Source organism: Polyangiaceae bacterium, from assembly GCA_016715885.1.
Taxonomy (GTDB): Bacteria; Myxococcota_A; Polyangia; order Polyangiales; family Polyangiaceae; genus Polyangium.
Genome location: JADJXL010000010.1, coordinates 64,135 through 80,868 on the forward strand (window position 1 = coordinate 64,135; position 16,734 = coordinate 80,868).

A 16,734-nucleotide genomic window follows, 5' to 3' on the forward strand; every position below is an offset into this window, starting at 1 on the left:
GCTGGTCTCGACCTTGCATTCGGTAGGCGGACACGGTGAACGACATCCTGCAGAAAGTGCGCCTCGCTGCGATCGGCGACCTTCATTGCTCGCGATCGACGCAAGGACGGCTCCGAACCACGCTCGCATGGGTCAACGAACATGCCGACGTGCTCATCCTGTGCGGCGACCTGACCGATCGCGGCACGGTCGAAGAAACGCGAATCCTCGTGAAAGAGCTATTCCCTGCGGTAAAAATCCCCATCGTCGGAGTCCTCGGCAATCACGATTATGAGGCCGGTAGTCAAGACGAGGTCTTCAAGATCCTGCGCGGACACGGCGTGCAATTGCTCGACGGCGACACGTGCGAAATTCGTGGCGTCGGTTTCTGTGGGGTCAAAGGGTTTGGCGGGGGCTTCGGCCAGTACGCGCTTTCGAGCCATGGGAGAACCGGCCCTCAAACGGTTCGTGCATTCAGCGATCGAGGAGGCTCTGAAGTTGGAGAGTGGTCTGTCGCGATTACGCACGCGCTCGCGGATTGCCGTCTTGCACTATGCGCCGATTGCACGCACGGTGTATGGCGAGCCTCCGAGATTTACCCGTTTCTCGGTTCGAGTCGCCTCGAAGAACCGCTGACGCGCATTCCGGTCACATTGGCGCTGCACGGACACGCTCATCGAGGCATCGCCGAAGGTGCCACATCGAATGGTGTCCCCGTCTTCAACGTGGCAGTTCCGGTATTGCGGAAGTATTTCCCCGACCAACCGCCCGTTCGAATTCTGCAGGTCGATGCGGATGAATCGAACGAATTGCCAGAACCGAGCAACGTGGAGCCGAACATGCCCCACGTCGCATCCCACACTTGATTGGAAGGACGGATCATGGTAGCCGCGTGCTCAGTCTGCGCAAACACGGTTTACGAACCGAAGAGCCATGAGACGTATCGACGCGCGCTCGTCACGCTCAATGAATCCGGCGTCGATTATCTGGTGGGCGGCGCTTTTGCGCTCGAACAACTCGCGGGTATCCCGCACAAAACGCATGACCTCGACATCTTCACGCGGGAAAAGGACAGCAGCGAGCTGCTCGCGGTATTGCAGGACATCGGCGCGACGACCGAAATGACGTTCCCGCATTGGCTCGCCAAGGCGCATTTCGAGGATTGTTTCGTCGATGTCATCTACAGCTCGGGCAATGGCGTCGCGGTCGTCGACGACGAATGGTTCGACAACGCGTTGACAGGCACGGTGCTCGGGGTCGAAACCAAGCTCTGTCCGCCCGAAGAAACACTTTTTTCGAAGGCGTACATCATGGAGCGCGAGCGATACGATGGCGCGGATATTGCGCATTTGCTTCGTTCTTGGGCAACTCGCATGGATTGGGATCGTCTCGTTCGTCGTTTCGGGCCGCATTGGCGGGTGCTCCTCAGTCATCTCGTTTTGTTTGGGTTCGTGTACCCGGGCGAAATGTCGAAGATACCGCCGAAGGTCATTCGCAGGCTTGCAAGGCGCCTCGTGCAAGAAGAAGAGGCCACGCCACTCGAACCCGTTTGTCGCGGCGGATTCCTTTCGCGTGGGCAATACCTGATCGACTTTCACGCATGGGGGTACGTCGACGCGCGTCGCTGCTCACCGGGTCGAATGAGCGACGAGGACATCGCGCATTGGACGAACGCGATGCAGCGGCAAAGAGGCGGGCGGCATTGAGGGCTGCACAACACTTGGCATGTCGAGTGACATGCGCGCGTGACGCGCTCGGTGCACTTGGCATGTCGAGTGACGTGCGCGCGTGACGGGCTTGGTGCACTTGGCATGTCGAGTGACATGCGCTCGTCCGGGCTCGGTGCGCTGGCATGTCGAGTGACATGCGCGCGTGACGGGTTCGGTGCACTTGGCATGTCGGTGACATGCGCGCGTGACGGGCTCGGTGTACTTGGCATGTCGAGTGACGTGCGCTCGTCGTGCAATGAGGTATTGCCAACATTGCGTCACGGGCGGGGAGTGAGGAGAGGTCGAGTTCGTTACCGATAGGCAAGGATGGCGAATCGGAGTAACATCGAGCGCGACATGAAAGTCACCAAAGTAACCCTGTCGGAGTTCAGCGCGTTCAAGGCGACCACGCTCGGGCCGTGCACCGGCATCAACGTGTTCCTCGGTACGAACGCGAGCGGGAAGTCGCACGCCATGAAGGCGCTTTACGCGCCCATCAAGACGATGGAGCAAACCGACAGCACCATCCCGCTCGATGCTCGTTTGCACGAAAAGCTGGCCAAGGTGTTCCGACCCGATGATGGTTTCCTCGGGCGCCTCGTTCGCCGGCGCAAGGGGTCGGGGCAAGGGCGCATCGACATTCAAGGGACGACGGGAACGTTGGCGTCACGCTCTACACGCGCGGGAAGAAGAAGATAGATGTGTGGGCGGATTCGTGGAAAACCGAGGAGCCGACGATTTGTTGCCGACGCGCGAAGTGCTCGCCATGTACGAAGGATTCATTGCAGCCTACCAAGCGCGCGAGATATCGTTCGACGAGACATATTACGATGCTTGCATAGCGCTCAGTCAATCCGTGTTGCGAGGCCCGCGGTCGGAGCAAGCCCAAGCGCTCATCGCGCCGATTGAAGTCGCGCTCGGGGGCAAAGTGGCACTGCAGGGCAATCGGTTTTACGTCGTGCGCAAAGATGGGGTCATGGAAGCGCACCTGGTTGCCGAGGTCTGCGCAAAATCGCGTGCCTGGCACACTTGGTGCTCAATGGTTCCCTCACGACGAACGGCATTTTATTTTGGGATGAACCCGAAGCGAACCTGAATCCGCGTCTCGTGTCGCTCGTGGTCGACATCTTGGTGGAGCTTGGCAAGCGCGGGGTGCAGATGTTCGTCACAACGCACGATTACCTGCTCGCGCACAAGCTGTCGCTGCTATCGGAATACGACAAGCACCCCGACGTTCCGATTCGATTTTTCGCATTCCATCGAGACGGAGAGCATGAGCCGGTGCAGGTTTCACCTGGGAGGACGCTGGCGGATTTGCCGGACAACCCCATTTTGGACGAATTCACGAAGCATTACGACCTCGAACGAAGGCTGTTCGACGAAAGCGTGTCGGGAGCGTCCACATGAGCGCCACGCATCCCGAGAGCCGCCTCGAATTCACGTTCAGCGACGATTGGCGGGTCATCAAGTGGGACGATCATCCCGCGTTCAAGAATGGTTTGTGCAAAGCGGGCGACACCAAGAGCGTGGACTTCGTCGGCGTCCTTTTCAATGCGCCGTGGCTCATCGAGGTCAAGAATTTTCGCCAGTATCGTATCGAAAACAAACCACGCTTATCGAGTGGCGCGCTGGCGAAAGAGGTAGCAGACAAGGTTCGCGATTCCATCGCGTCGATGACGTGGGCGTGCAGGCGCGCTCCGCTCGACGAACGGGACTTGGCGCCGTTCGTGCGAAGTATTTTCGGCTGGAAAGAACGAATCTGCGTCGTATTGTGGCTCGAGGAAGACCGCATCATGACGGCGGCCCAAGCTTCGGCAATGGCCGAGACGATCAAACGCGAGCTGACGTGGCTGAACCCCAAAGTGCTCGTCATGTCCCGTGACCTGGCGGAAAAGAAGCCTTGGCAAGGCATCTCCGTGGCAGGCGGAAGCTCGGGCCCCAAATAATTCGCAGGACCCAAGACCCCCTCGCCCGTTTCCACCCCACGTCACAGCATCGAGCACATGGCCGATCCGCCGGACTTGAGCCGCGCGAACTTGAGCGTCGTGCTGCCAGCGCTGTCGAACCATGCCCACACGACGTCGCCATTCAAGTGCACGCGGAACGGATCGTCGCGACGTCCCCACTTCGCCGTCGCAATCGTCAGCGGCCCCTCGAGGAAGTTGCCGCTCGCACCAACGCGGCCAAGGTAATACGTGCCGCCCGTCGGCGCCGACGTCCAACCGACCACGTATTGCTCGGTCGCGTCTCCCGACGGTTGCCACCGCGCAATCGACGAGTTGGCCTCGTTCACGCCCGTCGTATTCGTCAGCCATACGATCGGCCCCAGCGTCTTGTCGTTCGCAATGCCGACAAACCCGATGTCCTGGTTCATCGTGGACGTGTTGTAGGAATTCTGGCCCTTCACGGCCGCATTCTGGTGACCGTTGAACACGAGCTTCCAACCCGCCGCAGCCGGTGCCGCGCTCCCGAGCTCCGTGGCCACCTTGCCATTGCAACCGGCATTGAAATCTCGAACTTTTCGTTCGTTGTTGTTGAGGTAAATGCCGCCGATCGAATCGGTCGAGAAGTTGCTGCCGGTCGTGCCGGGGTAGCAATCGGTCGCGCAAATGGGCAGCGTGATCCCCGCCGCCGGACTGAAACGCAATAGCTCGCTCATGCTGTGCGAACAGCCCCACGTCCAACCATTGGTTTGCGCACCAGTCGCCGCGGCGACGTGGATCAATTGATCGCCCTCGTGACCATAAGCGAAGTAATTCATGTTCGTACCGTGCACGTGATAATACGCGCTGTACTTGCCCGCGCCGAACTCCAAACGGCTTTCGCCGATACCAAAATCGGTCGGGCCGACATTGCTGTTGTCGAGAGCCGTGGAGAACATTTGATTGGCGTCCTTGTCGTAACGACGCACGACCATTTGATTCATCGGACTGTCCGCGCCCTTGTAGTCCCACAAAAGCGCGCCCCAATGGCCATCACCTTCGGCAGCAAGGCCGCGCATGATGAACACCCCAAGGTCGTACGTCGCGACGAGCTTGTCGTCCTTGTCGAGCCGCGCGACGCGTGCTCGAGGCGCCGCATACGAGCCGGTCGTGTAGCCGACAGGCGTACCGCAATCGGCAAAAGGCACGGTATACACGGGCGATATGCCGAGCGATCCAAGCGCCCAAATGCGCCAATTGCTGTCGCCGCTCGCGACCCCCGCAGGCGTCGTCACGTCGACCGTGACCAAACGCTGATCGAGCGTCGTTGGCGGAGGTGGAGGGCAATCGTTGTCGGCTGCGTACATGCAGCCCATGGGGCAGCAGCCGTCTCCATTGACACATGCCGTAATCGGCGGATACGTACACACCGCATTACACATCGCAGCACTGCCGCTGAGCACGTTCATCGTGCATGCATCGCCATCGTTGCAACTCGTCGGGCAACTCGCAGGCGGATCCACAAACCTCATCGCCCTCGATAACACCATTGCCACACGTCGGCGGCATACCACTCGATGACGAGGACGATGATGACGACGAGGACGAAGATGCGGATGATGACGAGGATGAGCTGCCTCCCGACGAGCTGCTGCTCGATGACGAAGACGACGCTTCGCCTCCGGACGACGAGGACGCATTCCTGACGAGGACCCATTGCCCCCGGCTGAAGACGAGTTGCCGGACGACGTATCGCCTCCCGAGGACGACGTGTCACCAGCGCCTCCCATTCCCCCAAACTCACCGTTGTTGGGGTCGCTGATGATGCCCGTACAACCGTTCGACATCACGACGATGACGCCGAAGGCGAGCGTACCTGCAGCGACGTTACGCTCGTGAAGACCATGTTTCATAGCTCGTTTCATGAAGAATACTCCTTCATTCGTTGCCCAAGAAATGCCCTTGCCATTCGAACGATCGCTTTGCGTGGTCGTGCGAGCGCTGGTAGCGACGCCTGCGACGCGGGCTCATGATACACGATTCTTCAGCGGACCAGCACGAGCCGAACCGGTGCGGAGAAAATTTTTGACAATCGACCTGGGGCTCCCCGTGCAGGTCGGTCAGGGCCTCGCAGACCGCTTCTTCTGTCGCCAAGCCCGCAGCGCGAAGTGAATGGGGCGGCCGGCCGTGAGCGCGGAAGCGACATCCCACAAAACAATGAGACGGCTCGTGCCTCGCGGGTGGATGAACCATACCGGTTCCCAGCTTTCCGGAGCAAACCGGGCGAAACGCGTGGAGCCCGTCGAAATCGAAGACGAAGCCGCCCATGCGACGCAGAAGGCGCAATGCGAAAGGCAGCGGGCCGGCGAACGGGACGAGCCCCGTCGTCACTCGTCCACAACCTTCCTTTGCGAGAGCGCGCATGGTTGCATCGAACAAGAATTCGACGGTCCCATTCGGCGCATCGCTCCCGCGCAGAATGTCCTCGAAGAAAAACCCTTTCCGGCCCGGCACGGCACGGCCGCGAGCAAGTGCGTGAATGCGATTGCCTTGCTCGGCCACGACGTAAAACCGTTCGGAATGACGATGAAAAAGGTTGACGGAAAGCAGGCAGCCAAGCGCCCCACCTCGCCGCGTCGCGAGCCACTTCGCACGGAGCGCCTCGATCTCGGGCCGCATTTCGCGAGCGATTTGCTCTCCCGCGACCACGCGCGCGCGCACGCCTTTTGCACGAGCGCGCCGAATTTGCTCGCGCAAGCTTCGCCGGCCAGCGAGCACGTCACCCCATTTGCGTGGATCCCAGATTGGCTGCTGGCCAAGCGGAAATCGCGCAAAACCATCGTCCCATGGAAATGCCTCGGCCGCGCAAAACCCGGCTCGGCGCCCCTCCATGCGTGCAGCATTGACGAAATCGCGCGCCACGCGACCCATATCGTCGCCCGGGCAAAGCGGAGAGCCCACGGCAAGCCACGCGCTGCCCGTATCCATGTACGTTACCCAACCACCCGCACCGTCGCTCCACGCCCGCATTCCTGGCGCGAGGCCCTGAAATGCGACCGTGTCATGACCAAAACGGCGGATTGCCTCCTCCAGCGCCAATGGGACGAGCGACACGTGAGGCTCGACGGCCGCCTTGATCGCAGCGTGGTTGGTCATCGACCGCTCTTTGGCCGCACCGCGGGGGCTGGTTCATCTTCGAAGGACAACGGCGGCACTCTCTCGTCTGCTCCAATCGCGGCGGGACAGTAGCGTCGGCTCGACCCTTTGACAAGCGGTCATGCCGCCTCACGCACCACGATAGACGGAAATCGTGAAGCACGACGCGCATCGACTCGGCGCTGCATAGGGTTTGCCTGTAATGACTCGCGCGAAATCAGTCATTCCACGGTCCCGTTCGCGCACCTCGACCACGCCTTGCACAACCGTACCTTGGAGACCCTGACAGGGCACTCGTGGCTGAGACCTTTTTTCACAGCAGACGGCCCATCGGGCCCATCCGTCCGGGCATGAAGCTTGTTATCAGCCTTGGACGAATGGAGGATCCATGCGTTTTGGAAACATTTTTCTCGCATTGGGGTGCATCTCGCTCGTCGTGACGGGTTGTGCTGCCGATATCGACGAGTCCATCTCTGGCGACGAGGCTGTCGCACTGTCGGCGGTGGGCGATGAATCGACAGGCGTCGCCGAGGGAGCCCTTTCGACGTATACGGTCATCAACGCAGTGACACCTTTCTTCGTCCCGCCGCACGTGCGTGGCGACCGAGAATTCAAGGGGCACGGCCCTGTCGTGGATTCCGAAATAAAACTCGAAATCTTCAACCAACGGGAGCTTTGGGCACGCGTTTACATGCGCGCCATCGAATCGGAACGTGATTGGACGGAAGCCAGAGGACACCAATATTACCGCCTACATACCGCCAGCACCCCGATTGTCAGCATCCTGGGACCGACGTCGTTCACCCACCGATACATCGACAGCGATCATGGAACCGATTCCTTTTCGTTCTCTCCGTCCTCCCTCGTCAAGAGACTCGATTACGTGGGAGATACGCGCGGCGATGAAGCTGGCACGCGCACCGGCGTAAGGGTTTACTTCAACCCGATTCGACTCCAACTTCAATGATCGACAACGTCGAATGACCCGGTCGAGCAGCTTTTTGCTGCATTTATCTCAGAAAAAAACCGCCCACGAGAGCTTGCGACAAGAAACCAGCAAAGATAGCAAGAGTTGCTCGTCCCGCGCCCATACCATGCGCTCGTGACAAACCCACCGCGCCGAGCCAAACGCACGCAATCGCTGCAACGGGCGCATACCAGCGCATGGCCTTGCCAATGGCGGCAAAACCCAATGTCAAAAATACCGCGACATCAGGCAAGAGAAAAAGCACCGTCATGGGGACGGCGTATGCCACGCCAAAACGGCGAGCGAAGCATCCCGGCTGCCCGATCCCGACAAACGCCGCGCCAGAGCGTGCGTAACGAGCCCGCCCATCCAGAAGAGGACGAGGTACAGCGGCACAACGAAAATGGCCTGGCGCAAGTAATGACCTTCCCCGGCGAGCCCAGGGATACCCATGCGCGGCGCGTGGCCTGCAAAATGAAGCATGAGCGAAAAAAGCGCGTGCACGGCGCCGAGGACGAGCATGGCCCCGAGCCCTTCGCGCACGTGGGCGCGTGCTGCGACGTCGGCCATCGCAGCGCGCGGATTGCGAAGGACAGCGAAAAAGAGGGACCAAGGCGAGAGAGGACGTTGCATCGGCGCTCGGTGCGATAGCAGAAAAGGCGGGCCTTGGAAAGAGGCAAGAGCAACCGGATTCGGTCAACACCACCCTTTGCCTTCTTGGCAAACTCCCCTCGCTGCCGTATCGTCGCCGCGTGCCGCGTCGTCTGCTCGCTAAAGCTTCACTCGCCTTCGTCCATCTCGCGTCGTGCGGACAAACTCCCTCCCCGCCTCCAAGACCGATCGTCGTCGCAATAGCGTCGTCTGCTCCAAGCGCCGCGCCCATCGCAAGTGCCAGTGCGGCCCCTCCACAAGCGCCGATACCTCCGCCCGAGCCCCCGGCGGAGCCGCTCCATAAAGTCGCGCTGACGCTCGAGCCAGGAAAACCTCCTTGCACGTTGGCCATGGAAGGCACCTTGTTTCAGGACCATCCCGAATGGTTCGTGATCACGTCGGTGTCGCGTATGGCCACGGAAGAAAGTGGAGGTTGTGTGGCGTCGTTGTTGTACGATTTGTCCCAGGAAACGAAGGCCGATCCGAATGACATGGATCCCGAGCCGCTCATCGCGGGGATTTTTCGCAAGCCCGGACAAACCATTCCTCCGGACGTAGCCGATGGTCCCATTTGGAACGTGACCGAGGACCTCGATTTCGACAACATTATGGATTTATGCGTCGTGGTCATGACGGGCGCCTACAATTACAGCCAAATGTGCTGGTTATTCGATGCGAAATCACGCACGTTCGTGCGCCACGCCGAGCTCGACCCGCTCATCTTCGTGCAAGTCGATCGCCAAAAGAAAAAGCTCACGAGCGCCTTTCGCGCAGGCGGTCCGGTCTACGAAAACAACGAATACCAATGGCAAAACGGGAAGCTCGTGAGGACATTTCAATCGGTGAGCTACTTCGGGGAAAAGCCCGACGGAACGCCGCTCGGGCCCGGATTCAGCCATTGGCTGATTCGATACGAGCTGCGCCACGGCAAGATGGTCAAGACGTTCGACGGGGCATTGCGTGAAAAACCTTGACGTACGGGGCCATAACGCAAGCTAAATGGCTCGCTTGGCTCGACGACGTACGCCGCGAGCTGCGATGAATGCCGCGAGCACCCACACCATTGCGTTTGCCTCCGATCGAGATGCATCCGAAATGCCGCACGAATTCGCCGATTTCGGCGCAGGTGGAGCCGGTTTCGATTCGACGGGCGGCGCCGCGGATGCCACCGCCGAGGCGCTCGGCGTGGCGGCCGCATTGGCAAACGTGAGCTCGTTGCAGGGTTGTTCGCCGTAGCCTGGCGAGGGGACATTCCCTGGACCCTTGGCGCTGTAACACATGGTGCCTTCTTTGCAGTACCAAAACCCCCTCACATCCTGCATGCACGTGCCCTTGTATTCGAATCCAAGCAATCCAATCGTGTAACCCGAGCACGCAGCCCCCTCGGCTGCGCATCGCGCCGCTGGCGGGGGTACGTCGGCGCGCGCCACATTCATGAAACACACCAATACGAAAATGCAAACATTTGCGGCGTATCTCATGATGTTCTTCGTAGCCTTTCCTGAATTCAACGAACCTCGGCTGCCCCATTTCGAGTGCGAGCGTCGAGCAATTCGAGCATCTCCGCGTCGCGAACGACCCGCGGCACTTTTGCTTGTGCCGGCGAAGCACCTCGCCGTACGAGCACATCCTTGAGGAGCCGGAACGTGCCCGGTTCGACGTGGCGAAACGCGGCCTTGCCCAACTTTTCCGGCTTGCGCATCATTTCGTAAAAAGGATTGGCCCCGCACAATGCGACATCGAGCAGCTTCGCGAGCGCCTCGTCATCGACGCCTTGGGCCCCGCCTGCAAGCTCGACGAAAAACACATAACGTTCCGGCGTCGATTCGACATCCGGGGTGACCGTGTAATCGACGAGCTCCAGTCCCTTGCGCGAAAGCGTGCCCATGAGCGCCGCGTAGGCCGCATCTTCCGACGTTTTTTCACCGACCAAGTTCAAAAGACCACCTCGCCGGTACAAAAAGTCGACAATGGGCAATGACCGATAACGCCCCACGACTTGAACCACGTCGCCCATTCGATAACGATAGAGGCCCGCTCGAGTCGTGATGACGATTTCGTAACGCTTGCCCTCTTCGAGCTCGCTGATGAGCCGCGGCTCGGGATTCGGCTCGTCCATGGCTTCTGCGTCGATGAATTCGAAAAAGGCCGCTCGAGGCGTCAGTACGTAGTTGGGTTTTCCCGAGCCAATGCCGACACCCAACATGGTTTCGGTCGATCCGTACACGGACGAATACACGGGCAAGTCGCCGGTGTATTGGGCAAACTTTTCCGCGTAGACCGCGAAGCTCCCCCCGCACACCGTGTTGATCCAACCAATGCCAGGAAAAACGCGGCGCGCGATGTCGCCCATTCCGCGCGAAAACTCCTTCTCCAATCGCTTTGCATGCGCCGTCCGCGGGCGAAGACGCTTTTCGATGCGTGCACGCAGCGCCGGCGCCATCTTCATGTCACTTCGCAGCGAGCCCTGGCCAATGTCTTCCACGAGCCGTGGCCAATGTCGTTCGAGCGTATGAAACAGGTCGAGGATGCCCGAGGCAAAAGGCGCGCCGAGAAAACGCAGGGACGGGTCACACAGGCCAAAAAGCAGATGCAAATACATGGCATCGGCCTGCGTGGGCGCTTGGTACGCCTCCGGCGGCGACGTCCATATCCAATGGCTCATGCGAAGCATTCCTGCCATTCCCACCGATGTCGACGGCCCCATGGGCAAACCACCTTCACTCGTCTTTGGCAATGTCGCGCTCATGAGCAGCAAGCCTCGACCACCGAATCGAGCCGCAGCCACTTTGTCCGCCAAAAACCCCTGCACGAGCAGCGTCATGGCCTTGGCGACCGTCTTTCGCGACACGTCGGTCATGGGTATCATTTTGCCGACGCCCGTCGTGCCCGACGTTATGCCAAGGTGCGTGACGCGATCGGCCGTCAGTATGTTTTGCTCTCCGCGCGCAATGCGTTCGATATCGTCGCGAAACGCTTCGTACGAGGACACGGGCAAGGTTCGGCGAAACGCGTCCACCGAATGGATGTCCGCAAAGCCGTGGCGCCTCCCGAATTCCGTGTCGCGATTGTGCCGAAGAAGAGCAAGCAGGGTTTGATCATTGACCGCCTGTGCGCGATTGGCGTCGACATCGAATCGCTGCTTTTCTCGTTTGGCAGCGAAGGCCATGAGCCGATGTATGTACTGACTGATCCACGCAATGAACATCGCGACGGAAACGATGCCACGTCCGAAGCCGATTGTAAAGAAACACGAAGCGAGCGTCGCGCGACGACGTCAGGCAAAGAGAAGACCAGTCAACGTTTGATTGATGTGACCGATGTAGGATTCGCCGTTGGTGTGCAGGCCGGCGTGTGGAATCGTCGACAAGACGCGGTGATAACGTTCTTCGCAGCCTTTGATGCTCGCTTCGACCATCCGGAACGCGCAATTGAAGAAAATGCCACCTCCCACCGAACCTCCAAGCTTTGCGCACGTCTTTGCAAATGCTTGCTCGGCATCCGCCACCATGTCGCCGGCGCGCATGAAATGGAGTCGAGCGCCTTCGATGACCGCGCACGCCAGAAGAAGCGCATCCCCTTCGGGCCGAATGACGCTTCTGAGCCAAGGCTCACCGTCAATCATGAGTCCCAAAGGATTGACGTGAAAATGCTCGAACGCCAGCTCGGACACTGGAATGCCGAGCACCTTCGCATAATACGGCGCGGCCGGCTCACCATCGAGCGCCAGAATCAACCGTCGCGCCGCATCGATTTTCGTCACCGTGACGACGCGCTCGGTTGCATCGAAATGACATGTCTTCATGACCGTGAACGGAACCAGCATTTCCGCGCAAACCAGCGCCGTGCCGTCTCGTTCGAGCTTCCCGTCGACGAACGTCCACGTACCGGAAAAGGTAATGTCGTCCCCTGCCGATCCTCCGACGAAAGGCAAAAATGGGGCGACGTTCCCCAGCGCTTCATTGATTCGCTCTTCACGCCCGCGTGCGCCTTCGAGCAGCGCAAGTCCCGCGAATCGTTCCGGCGGAAGCTCGTTCAATCCGCGCCCGAGCTTGGCACTCATCCGCGCGGCCGCATCACGAATGCCCGCATCGACATCGCCTCCGACGAGCGCCATTTCCGCAGCGCACGCGCCAATGCGGTCAGGCCCAATGGCGACCGCTACCGCGCCCCCCTTACCATAACCTCCATCCGAAAACTCACCATTCGACGAACATCCAATGACACTCGCTCCCGGAAAGCGCTTTCGCAATGCTTCACCAATCGCCGCCCCATCCTGTTTGATACCGGCGAAAAAGACGACGAGCCGCGCAGAAGCTCCCGATAAACCGGCAACCAGCTCATTCGCCGCATCGAATGAATTCAGCTCCGTCGTTCGTGCGGAATGTATGCCGGTCATGTCGTCGCCTCCACGCGGATGTTCATGCGCTTCAGCGCATCAAGGACTTTTTGCAAAAGAGCCGGATCACGATTTTGTTCCGGTAAGATGTCATTCAAATTCACACCGAGCTGAATGATGAGTCGAGTGTTCAGGTGGCCGAAGATCACCGGTGACGGTATGCGTGCTCGCAAAGACGCATGCAGTTCTTCGAGACTACGAATGATTGGTATGTGACTCGACATGCCGCTCCTCCCTCCCACACCGAACGCTCCGAGCGCACCAGATTACCCGAAACCGAGCGGATTTCCAGAAAAAAGTGTGGAGCTTGCCGAGCGACGGCTTTGATGCGCAGCGCTTCGAAAATGCGGCGCATCCGTGGCAGGTGTCGTGGTAATCTGAGCCGGATCATGTTGGAAACGGATATTCCCCAAGGGGTCGATGATCTTCGTGAAGCGGAAACGTTGCGGCAAGAGCTCGACGCCGCCACGAAACGCATTCGCGATCTCGAGGTCGCGGTGTCCCGGGCCGACGAGCGTTTTAATGCGTTCACGTCGACGCTGCCAGGGATTTCGTGGGAAACCTGGGGCCGACCCGATGAAGTTGCCGCGAGCTACGTGAGCCCGTCGGTCGAGGCGATCACGGGCTACGGTATGGAACGATGGCAAAGTCAAGCCGGATTTTGGCTGGAGCTCGTGCACCCCGACGACAAGGAAAAAGCCAAACGAGAAATTCAAGCCCTGGCGGCTGGAAATTCCACTGAAGGCGTCCAAGAATACCGCTGGATATTGGCGAATGGCGAAGTCATTTGGATGCACGTGCGATTTACGATTCTACGCGACGAATCCAATGAGCCCGTCGTCTGGCAAGCGTTCTCACTGGACGTCACGGCGCAAAAAATGGCCGAAATCGAACGCGACAAGCTCCTCGGTAGCCAAGCGTTGCTACTCGCACAATTGTCCACGCCGCTCATTCCCATTACGGACGACATCGTCGTCATGCCGCTCATCGGCCCCATCGATCAGGCGCGTGCCAATCAGGTGCTGGAAGTGCTTCTCCGCGGGCTTGCCTCGCAACGGGCGCGATTTGCCATCGTCGACGTCACCGGCGTCCCGGCCATCGACGAAGACGTGGTGCACGCATTGACGCGCGTGACGAATGCATCGCGCCTGCTCGGGGTCGACGTGCTGCTCACGGGCATTCGTGCCGAGGTTGCGCAGGCGTTTTGCAAACATGGCGACGACCTTGCCGGCATGAGCACTTGCGCGAACTTGAAACATGGGATTGCGCAGGCCATGCGTCGAGGCAGGAGGCGGTAGTCGCCTGCCCTCGGCGTTCACTGCTCAGCCGTGGGTGCATTCCTGAAACAAGACCAACCGGCAAGACTGGCACGTCTGCGAGCTATCGCAGCTCGGCGTGAGCTCTCGCGCCTACACGCCCGGTCCCTATGCGAATGCCGAGGGCCTCGTCTGGCAGTTCGATCAAGAATACTTGCGGGCGATGGGCATACGTAACGACGGATGAGCCGCGGGATCCCCCCGCCCTCCTTTTTTTTTCACCATCGAGGGCTCGTGGGGCTGACGCCCCGGGCGTAAGGCCCCAAGGCAATACGCAGCAACATGGGCTCGCGACAACAGATGGCGGCGCTTGCCGCGTTTGTATTCGTTTTTCTGGCGGCCTCGGCAGCCAGGAGTGCCGAGCCTGTCGCGACGCGAGCGGGAGCTCGGGTTGCTCCGGGAAAACCGAAGGGCCCCACGCCCATGGTCAAGCGCGGGCTCATTTTGCCTGCGGAGATGGTCGACGTGTATTTGATTCCCTCCATCGAATACCCTGGCGGCGACCAGGATCGCCGCGTGGCCGCGACGGTGGGCACGCTTTGGGGCATCGTTCCCGAGGTACATGTCGATTTTCAAATCACGCCGTTTTACATGAATGCGCATTCCGTTCCAGGGACGGGCCGCTTTGCCATCACCGGTCGATTCGTGAAAACGCCGCCCATCGATGTCGGCGCTGGCGTCATTGCTTGGTTCGACACCCAATCGCCCAACGTCATCAGCTACATTCAGCCGATGTTTCCTGTTATTCTTCGACCGAGTGACCAATTCCGATTGGATGTTGCCATGCAGGTGCCGTTGTATACCGACAACGATCCTCATTTTGGCTTCCGCGTCCCCGTCAGCGTTTATACGCAAATCACGGATCGCATTCATATTGGATCGACGACCACGCTTGCCATCGGTGATCTGCGCGATCCTGTGGCGACGGCATCCATTCCGATCGGCCTCACGGGTGGTTACAGTGCCGGCCCGGAGCTTGGGTTTGCCGCGTTTACGCCGTACATTACGTGGACGAACTTTTACACGCCTGCCAGCGGCGCGGTGAACACGCAAGCGTTCGTGGCGGGCGTCATTGCGGATATTGCGACGCGGTTGCCGTAGGCATGAAACAAATCAACTTCTGACCCAGAATGCTAATCCTCGTCCGGAACGCCAATCCAATCCAACTTCTCTGCGCGTACGAATTGTTTTCCGGTCAATGGTCGGAACAACGTCCCACGCACATGTGCTTGTACCCCCGCGCGCGCCATATTTCCAAGATCCTCCGCACGAACATAACAGTGCAGGCGTTCCTTCTGGCCAAGAATGACAAGGCCGCGATCAAGATCTACGCCGCGCGTTTCATCTTGTCGGTCAAAAGGTTCTGATGCTGCCACCGAGCCGATCACCTCCATGATGCGCTTTTCGTGCTCAGGGTGGAACTCGACCGGTCGTGCACGACCGATGAATTTGCCACCAATTGCAACTTGGCTTATCCCTGCTTGCGGGAGTATTCGGAGCGATTGGACTGCAACGCGCGTACGCTGTTCGACGTCATCCACCGGCAGATCAGACACGTTGGAACCAGACCCAGCCCACTCACCCATGGTAATCAAATTGGCTAGCGCATCATGTACCTGCTCCTGCGCTAACAAGTCTTGCTGCCCGGGCCCGGCGCCAAGCAATAGAAGTGCTGTGGCAGCGTGGCCATTGGGATGAGTCATGCGTACATCATTCAATGAAAAATCAGTTGCTGCTTCGACACCTTTCGTGGGACGCCCAATCGCCTTGTCCCGTGGCCTTGCCACAGCCCGTGCCGCCCGTCGAAACTCCTCATAATAACCAGTCACAGCCGACGCTGTTGGGACTACTCGTGGCTTGAAGGTAAGTTGAATTGCGATATGGTGGTGCTGATACGGGTTTTCCTCCAACATTTGCGGAACGAATGCATCCCGGAATTTGCGCAACTCGGCAGCCAAATTGAGTCCAAGACGATCTGATTCTACAATTTGACAGAGTGGGCGATGTGGCTTTGTTGGGTATGTTTTCGCGAGATACGCTGCGTAAGTATCGAGAATACGACTAGGATTGTCTAATTCTTGTGCAGGTCGCATTGCGAGAGCACGCATCTCGAACAATAGTAGCAATTGCATTTCGACAGCTTCATCTCCACCCCACATTCGAGGTGCCGAGAGCATATCTTCAATGCGCTGGTCGACCCAGTGAACGATGGTATGATGAAGGGATTTCATGACACATCGTCCTCGATTCCAACATCAATCGTCTCCACATCGACCATTTCTACGGTCAGCATTTGATGGAAATGCCAATATCTTTCGAGGTACTCTTTCGCATGATAGCCATCTGCACCGGTTACGGCATCGACGTTGTGGTCATGTGTAGCCACCAGTGTATGGCTGTGCCAATACGGCACGTTTGGCTCTATCGGCACAAGATATCTCGCGCCCCTTTGTGGTCTGAGTTGTACCCCGTAGGTGTCCGGATCTCCAGGTTTTGCGATCTTGTAAATCACTCGAGCAAGCGCTGCGCATCGTCCGCTCTCGATCGGATGCTTTGCAATACCCTGCTCCACGTCATTCCGTTCGTCTTTTGTCCACGGGATCGCCACGCGACAGATGATACTACAAGTCGGTTC

At 59.1% G+C, this 16,734-nt stretch carries 21 protein-coding genes and 1 pseudogene; 11 read left to right on the plus strand and 11 right to left on the minus strand.

Annotated features, from left to right (window positions below; all coding sequences use genetic code 11):
• Window positions 1-35 precede the first annotated feature (35 nt).
• The 6 genes from IPM54_12540 to IPM54_12565 all read left to right on the plus strand — a co-directional run bounded on the left by IPM54_12540 (window position 36) and on the right by IPM54_12565 (window position 3,634).
• A complete protein-coding gene (locus IPM54_12540; protein MBK9260636.1) occupies window positions 36-845 on the plus strand; it encodes a metallophosphoesterase in 810 nt (269 codons plus the stop codon).
• A gap of 15 nt (window positions 846-860) precedes the next feature.
• Entirely contained in the window at window positions 861-1,685 is an 825-nt protein-coding gene (locus IPM54_12545; GenBank protein ID MBK9260637.1) for a nucleotidyltransferase, read from the plus strand.
• Between the two features lie 360 nt (window positions 1,686-2,045).
• Window positions 2,046-2,387 (plus strand): hypothetical protein, encoded by a 342-nt coding sequence (locus IPM54_12550; GenBank protein ID MBK9260638.1) that lies wholly within the window; start codon window positions 2,046-2,048, stop codon window positions 2,385-2,387.
• Window positions 2,388-2,403: 16 nt separating this feature from the next.
• A complete protein-coding gene (locus tag IPM54_12555; protein MBK9260639.1) occupies window positions 2,404-2,784 on the plus strand; it encodes a hypothetical protein in 381 nt (126 codons plus the stop codon).
• Window positions 2,721-3,095 carry an ATP-binding protein gene (locus IPM54_12560; GenBank protein ID MBK9260640.1) on the plus strand — a complete coding sequence of 125 codons (375 nt, stop codon included), beginning with the start codon at window positions 2,721-2,723 and terminating at the stop codon, window positions 3,093-3,095. The genes IPM54_12555 and IPM54_12560 overlap by 64 nt, the downstream gene beginning before the upstream one ends.
• Window positions 3,092-3,634 (plus strand): hypothetical protein, encoded by a 543-nt coding sequence (locus IPM54_12565; GenBank protein MBK9260641.1) that lies wholly within the window; start codon window positions 3,092-3,094, stop codon window positions 3,632-3,634. Before IPM54_12560 ends, IPM54_12565 begins: the two co-directional genes overlap by 4 nt.
• A gap of 41 nt (window positions 3,635-3,675) precedes the next feature.
• Here IPM54_12565 and IPM54_12570 read toward each other — a convergent pair whose 3' ends face one another.
• The 3 genes from IPM54_12570 to IPM54_12580 all read right to left on the minus strand — a co-directional run bounded on the left by IPM54_12570 (window position 3,676) and on the right by IPM54_12580 (window position 6,766).
• On the minus strand, window positions 3,676-5,160 hold the full coding sequence (locus IPM54_12570; GenBank protein MBK9260642.1) for a hypothetical protein: 1,485 nt from the start codon (window positions 5,158-5,160) through the stop codon (window positions 3,676-3,678).
• A complete protein-coding gene (locus tag IPM54_12575; GenBank protein ID MBK9260643.1) occupies window positions 5,139-5,387 on the minus strand; it encodes a hypothetical protein in 249 nt (82 codons plus the stop codon). Before IPM54_12575 ends, IPM54_12570 begins: the two co-directional genes overlap by 22 nt.
• A 161-nt stretch (window positions 5,388-5,548) precedes the next feature.
• Entirely contained in the window at window positions 5,549-6,766 is a 1,218-nt protein-coding gene (locus IPM54_12580) for a DUF2156 domain-containing protein (protein MBK9260644.1), read from the minus strand.
• Window positions 6,767-7,154: 388 nt separating this feature from the next.
• On the opposite strand from IPM54_12580, the gene IPM54_12585 reads away from it, so the two are divergent.
• Window positions 7,155-7,733 (plus strand): hypothetical protein, encoded by a 579-nt coding sequence (locus IPM54_12585; GenBank protein MBK9260645.1) that lies wholly within the window; start codon window positions 7,155-7,157, stop codon window positions 7,731-7,733.
• Window positions 7,734-7,776: 43 nt separating this feature from the next.
• On the opposite strand, the gene IPM54_12590 is transcribed toward IPM54_12585, so the two are convergent.
• Together IPM54_12590 and IPM54_12595 are read right to left on the minus strand one after the other, a co-directional pair.
• A complete protein-coding gene (locus IPM54_12590) occupies window positions 7,777-8,004 on the minus strand; it encodes a hypothetical protein (GenBank protein ID MBK9260646.1) in 228 nt (75 codons plus the stop codon).
• Window positions 8,001-8,366, minus strand: coding sequence for a hypothetical protein (locus IPM54_12595; protein MBK9260647.1), 366 nt, complete (start codon window positions 8,364-8,366; stop codon window positions 8,001-8,003). Before IPM54_12595 ends, IPM54_12590 begins: the two co-directional genes overlap by 4 nt.
• 119 nt (window positions 8,367-8,485) lie before the next feature.
• Here IPM54_12595 and IPM54_12600 point away from each other — a divergent pair, with 119 nt between their 5' ends.
• Window positions 8,486-9,358: a hypothetical protein gene (locus IPM54_12600; GenBank protein MBK9260648.1), complete on the plus strand. Its 873-nt coding sequence runs from the start codon at window positions 8,486-8,488 to the stop codon at window positions 9,356-9,358.
• A 21-nt stretch (window positions 9,359-9,379) separates the two neighbouring features.
• On the opposite strand, the gene IPM54_12605 is transcribed toward IPM54_12600, so the two are convergent.
• The 4 genes from IPM54_12605 to IPM54_12620 form a co-directional block, all read right to left on the minus strand.
• Window positions 9,380-9,865: a hypothetical protein gene (locus IPM54_12605; GenBank protein MBK9260649.1), complete on the minus strand. Its 486-nt coding sequence runs from the start codon at window positions 9,863-9,865 to the stop codon at window positions 9,380-9,382.
• Window positions 9,866-9,891: 26 nt separating this feature from the next.
• Complete coding sequence (locus IPM54_12610) at window positions 9,892-11,553, minus strand: GH3 auxin-responsive promoter family protein (GenBank protein MBK9260650.1); 1,662 nt, start codon at window positions 11,551-11,553, stop codon at window positions 9,892-9,894.
• Window positions 11,554-11,661: 108 nt separating this feature from the next.
• A complete protein-coding gene (locus IPM54_12615; GenBank protein ID MBK9260651.1) occupies window positions 11,662-12,783 on the minus strand; it encodes an FIST C-terminal domain-containing protein in 1,122 nt (373 codons plus the stop codon).
• On the minus strand, window positions 12,780-13,007 hold the full coding sequence (locus IPM54_12620; protein ID MBK9260652.1) for a hypothetical protein: 228 nt from the start codon (window positions 13,005-13,007) through the stop codon (window positions 12,780-12,782). Before IPM54_12620 ends, IPM54_12615 begins: the two co-directional genes overlap by 4 nt.
• A gap of 165 nt (window positions 13,008-13,172) precedes the next feature.
• Here IPM54_12620 and IPM54_12625 point away from each other — a divergent pair, with 165 nt between their 5' ends.
• The 3 genes and pseudogenes from IPM54_12625 to IPM54_12635 all read left to right on the plus strand — a co-directional run bounded on the left by IPM54_12625 (window position 13,173) and on the right by IPM54_12635 (window position 15,200).
• Window positions 13,173-14,081 carry a PAS domain-containing protein gene (locus tag IPM54_12625; protein ID MBK9260653.1) on the plus strand — a complete coding sequence of 303 codons (909 nt, stop codon included), beginning with the start codon at window positions 13,173-13,175 and terminating at the stop codon, window positions 14,079-14,081.
• 46 nt (window positions 14,082-14,127) lie between these two features.
• Window positions 14,128-14,286 (plus strand): annotated as a pseudogene (locus IPM54_12630) (aromatic ring-hydroxylating dioxygenase subunit alpha).
• A gap of 95 nt (window positions 14,287-14,381) precedes the next feature.
• On the plus strand, window positions 14,382-15,200 hold the full coding sequence (locus IPM54_12635; protein ID MBK9260654.1) for a hypothetical protein: 819 nt from the start codon (window positions 14,382-14,384) through the stop codon (window positions 15,198-15,200).
• Between the two features lie 32 nt (window positions 15,201-15,232).
• Here the strand turns inward: IPM54_12635 and IPM54_12640 are convergent, their stop codons facing one another.
• Both IPM54_12640 and IPM54_12645 read right to left on the minus strand, forming a co-directional pair.
• Window positions 15,233-16,330 (minus strand): hypothetical protein, encoded by a 1,098-nt coding sequence (locus IPM54_12640; GenBank protein MBK9260655.1) that lies wholly within the window; start codon window positions 16,328-16,330, stop codon window positions 15,233-15,235.
• Window positions 16,327-16,707 (minus strand): hypothetical protein, encoded by a 381-nt coding sequence (locus IPM54_12645; protein ID MBK9260656.1) that lies wholly within the window; start codon window positions 16,705-16,707, stop codon window positions 16,327-16,329. Before IPM54_12645 ends, IPM54_12640 begins: the two co-directional genes overlap by 4 nt.
• Between the last annotated feature and the right edge of the window lie 27 nt (window positions 16,708-16,734).

Excerpts from the sequence above, each read along its gene's own strand:
- IPM54_12585 (MBK9260645.1), top strand. The coding sequence starts at position 7,155 with ATGCGTTTTGGAAACATTTTTCTCGCATTGGGGTGCATCTCGCTCGTC.
- IPM54_12550 (MBK9260638.1), top strand. The coding sequence starts at position 2,046 with ATGAAAGTCACCAAAGTAACCCTGTCGGAGTTCAGCGCGTTCAAGGCG.
- IPM54_12590 (MBK9260646.1), bottom strand. The coding sequence starts at position 8,004 with ATGACGGTGCTTTTTCTCTTGCCTGATGTCGCGGTATTTTTGACATTG.
- IPM54_12545 (MBK9260637.1), top strand. The coding sequence starts at position 861 with ATGGTAGCCGCGTGCTCAGTCTGCGCAAACACGGTTTACGAACCGAAG.
- IPM54_12565 (MBK9260641.1), top strand. The coding sequence starts at position 3,092 with ATGAGCGCCACGCATCCCGAGAGCCGCCTCGAATTCACGTTCAGCGAC.
- IPM54_12625 (MBK9260653.1), top strand. The coding sequence starts at position 13,173 with ATGTTGGAAACGGATATTCCCCAAGGGGTCGATGATCTTCGTGAAGCG.
- IPM54_12605 (MBK9260649.1), bottom strand. The coding sequence starts at position 9,865 with ATGAGATACGCCGCAAATGTTTGCATTTTCGTATTGGTGTGTTTCATG.
- IPM54_12615 (MBK9260651.1), bottom strand. The coding sequence starts at position 12,783 with ATGACCGGCATACATTCCGCACGAACGACGGAGCTGAATTCATTCGAT.
- IPM54_12640 (MBK9260655.1), bottom strand. The coding sequence starts at position 16,330 with ATGAAATCCCTTCATCATACCATCGTTCACTGGGTCGACCAGCGCATT.
- IPM54_12620 (MBK9260652.1), bottom strand. The coding sequence starts at position 13,007 with ATGTCGAGTCACATACCAATCATTCGTAGTCTCGAAGAACTGCATGCG.
- IPM54_12610 (MBK9260650.1), bottom strand. The coding sequence starts at position 11,553 with ATGGCCTTCGCTGCCAAACGAGAAAAGCAGCGATTCGATGTCGACGCC.
- IPM54_12570 (MBK9260642.1), bottom strand. The coding sequence starts at position 5,160 with ATGGTGTTATCGAGGGCGATGAGGTTTGTGGATCCGCCTGCGAGTTGC.
- IPM54_12580 (MBK9260644.1), bottom strand. The coding sequence starts at position 6,766 with ATGACCAACCACGCTGCGATCAAGGCGGCCGTCGAGCCTCACGTGTCG.
- IPM54_12635 (MBK9260654.1), top strand. The coding sequence starts at position 14,382 with ATGGGCTCGCGACAACAGATGGCGGCGCTTGCCGCGTTTGTATTCGTT.
- IPM54_12595 (MBK9260647.1), bottom strand. The coding sequence starts at position 8,366 with ATGCAACGTCCTCTCTCGCCTTGGTCCCTCTTTTTCGCTGTCCTTCGC.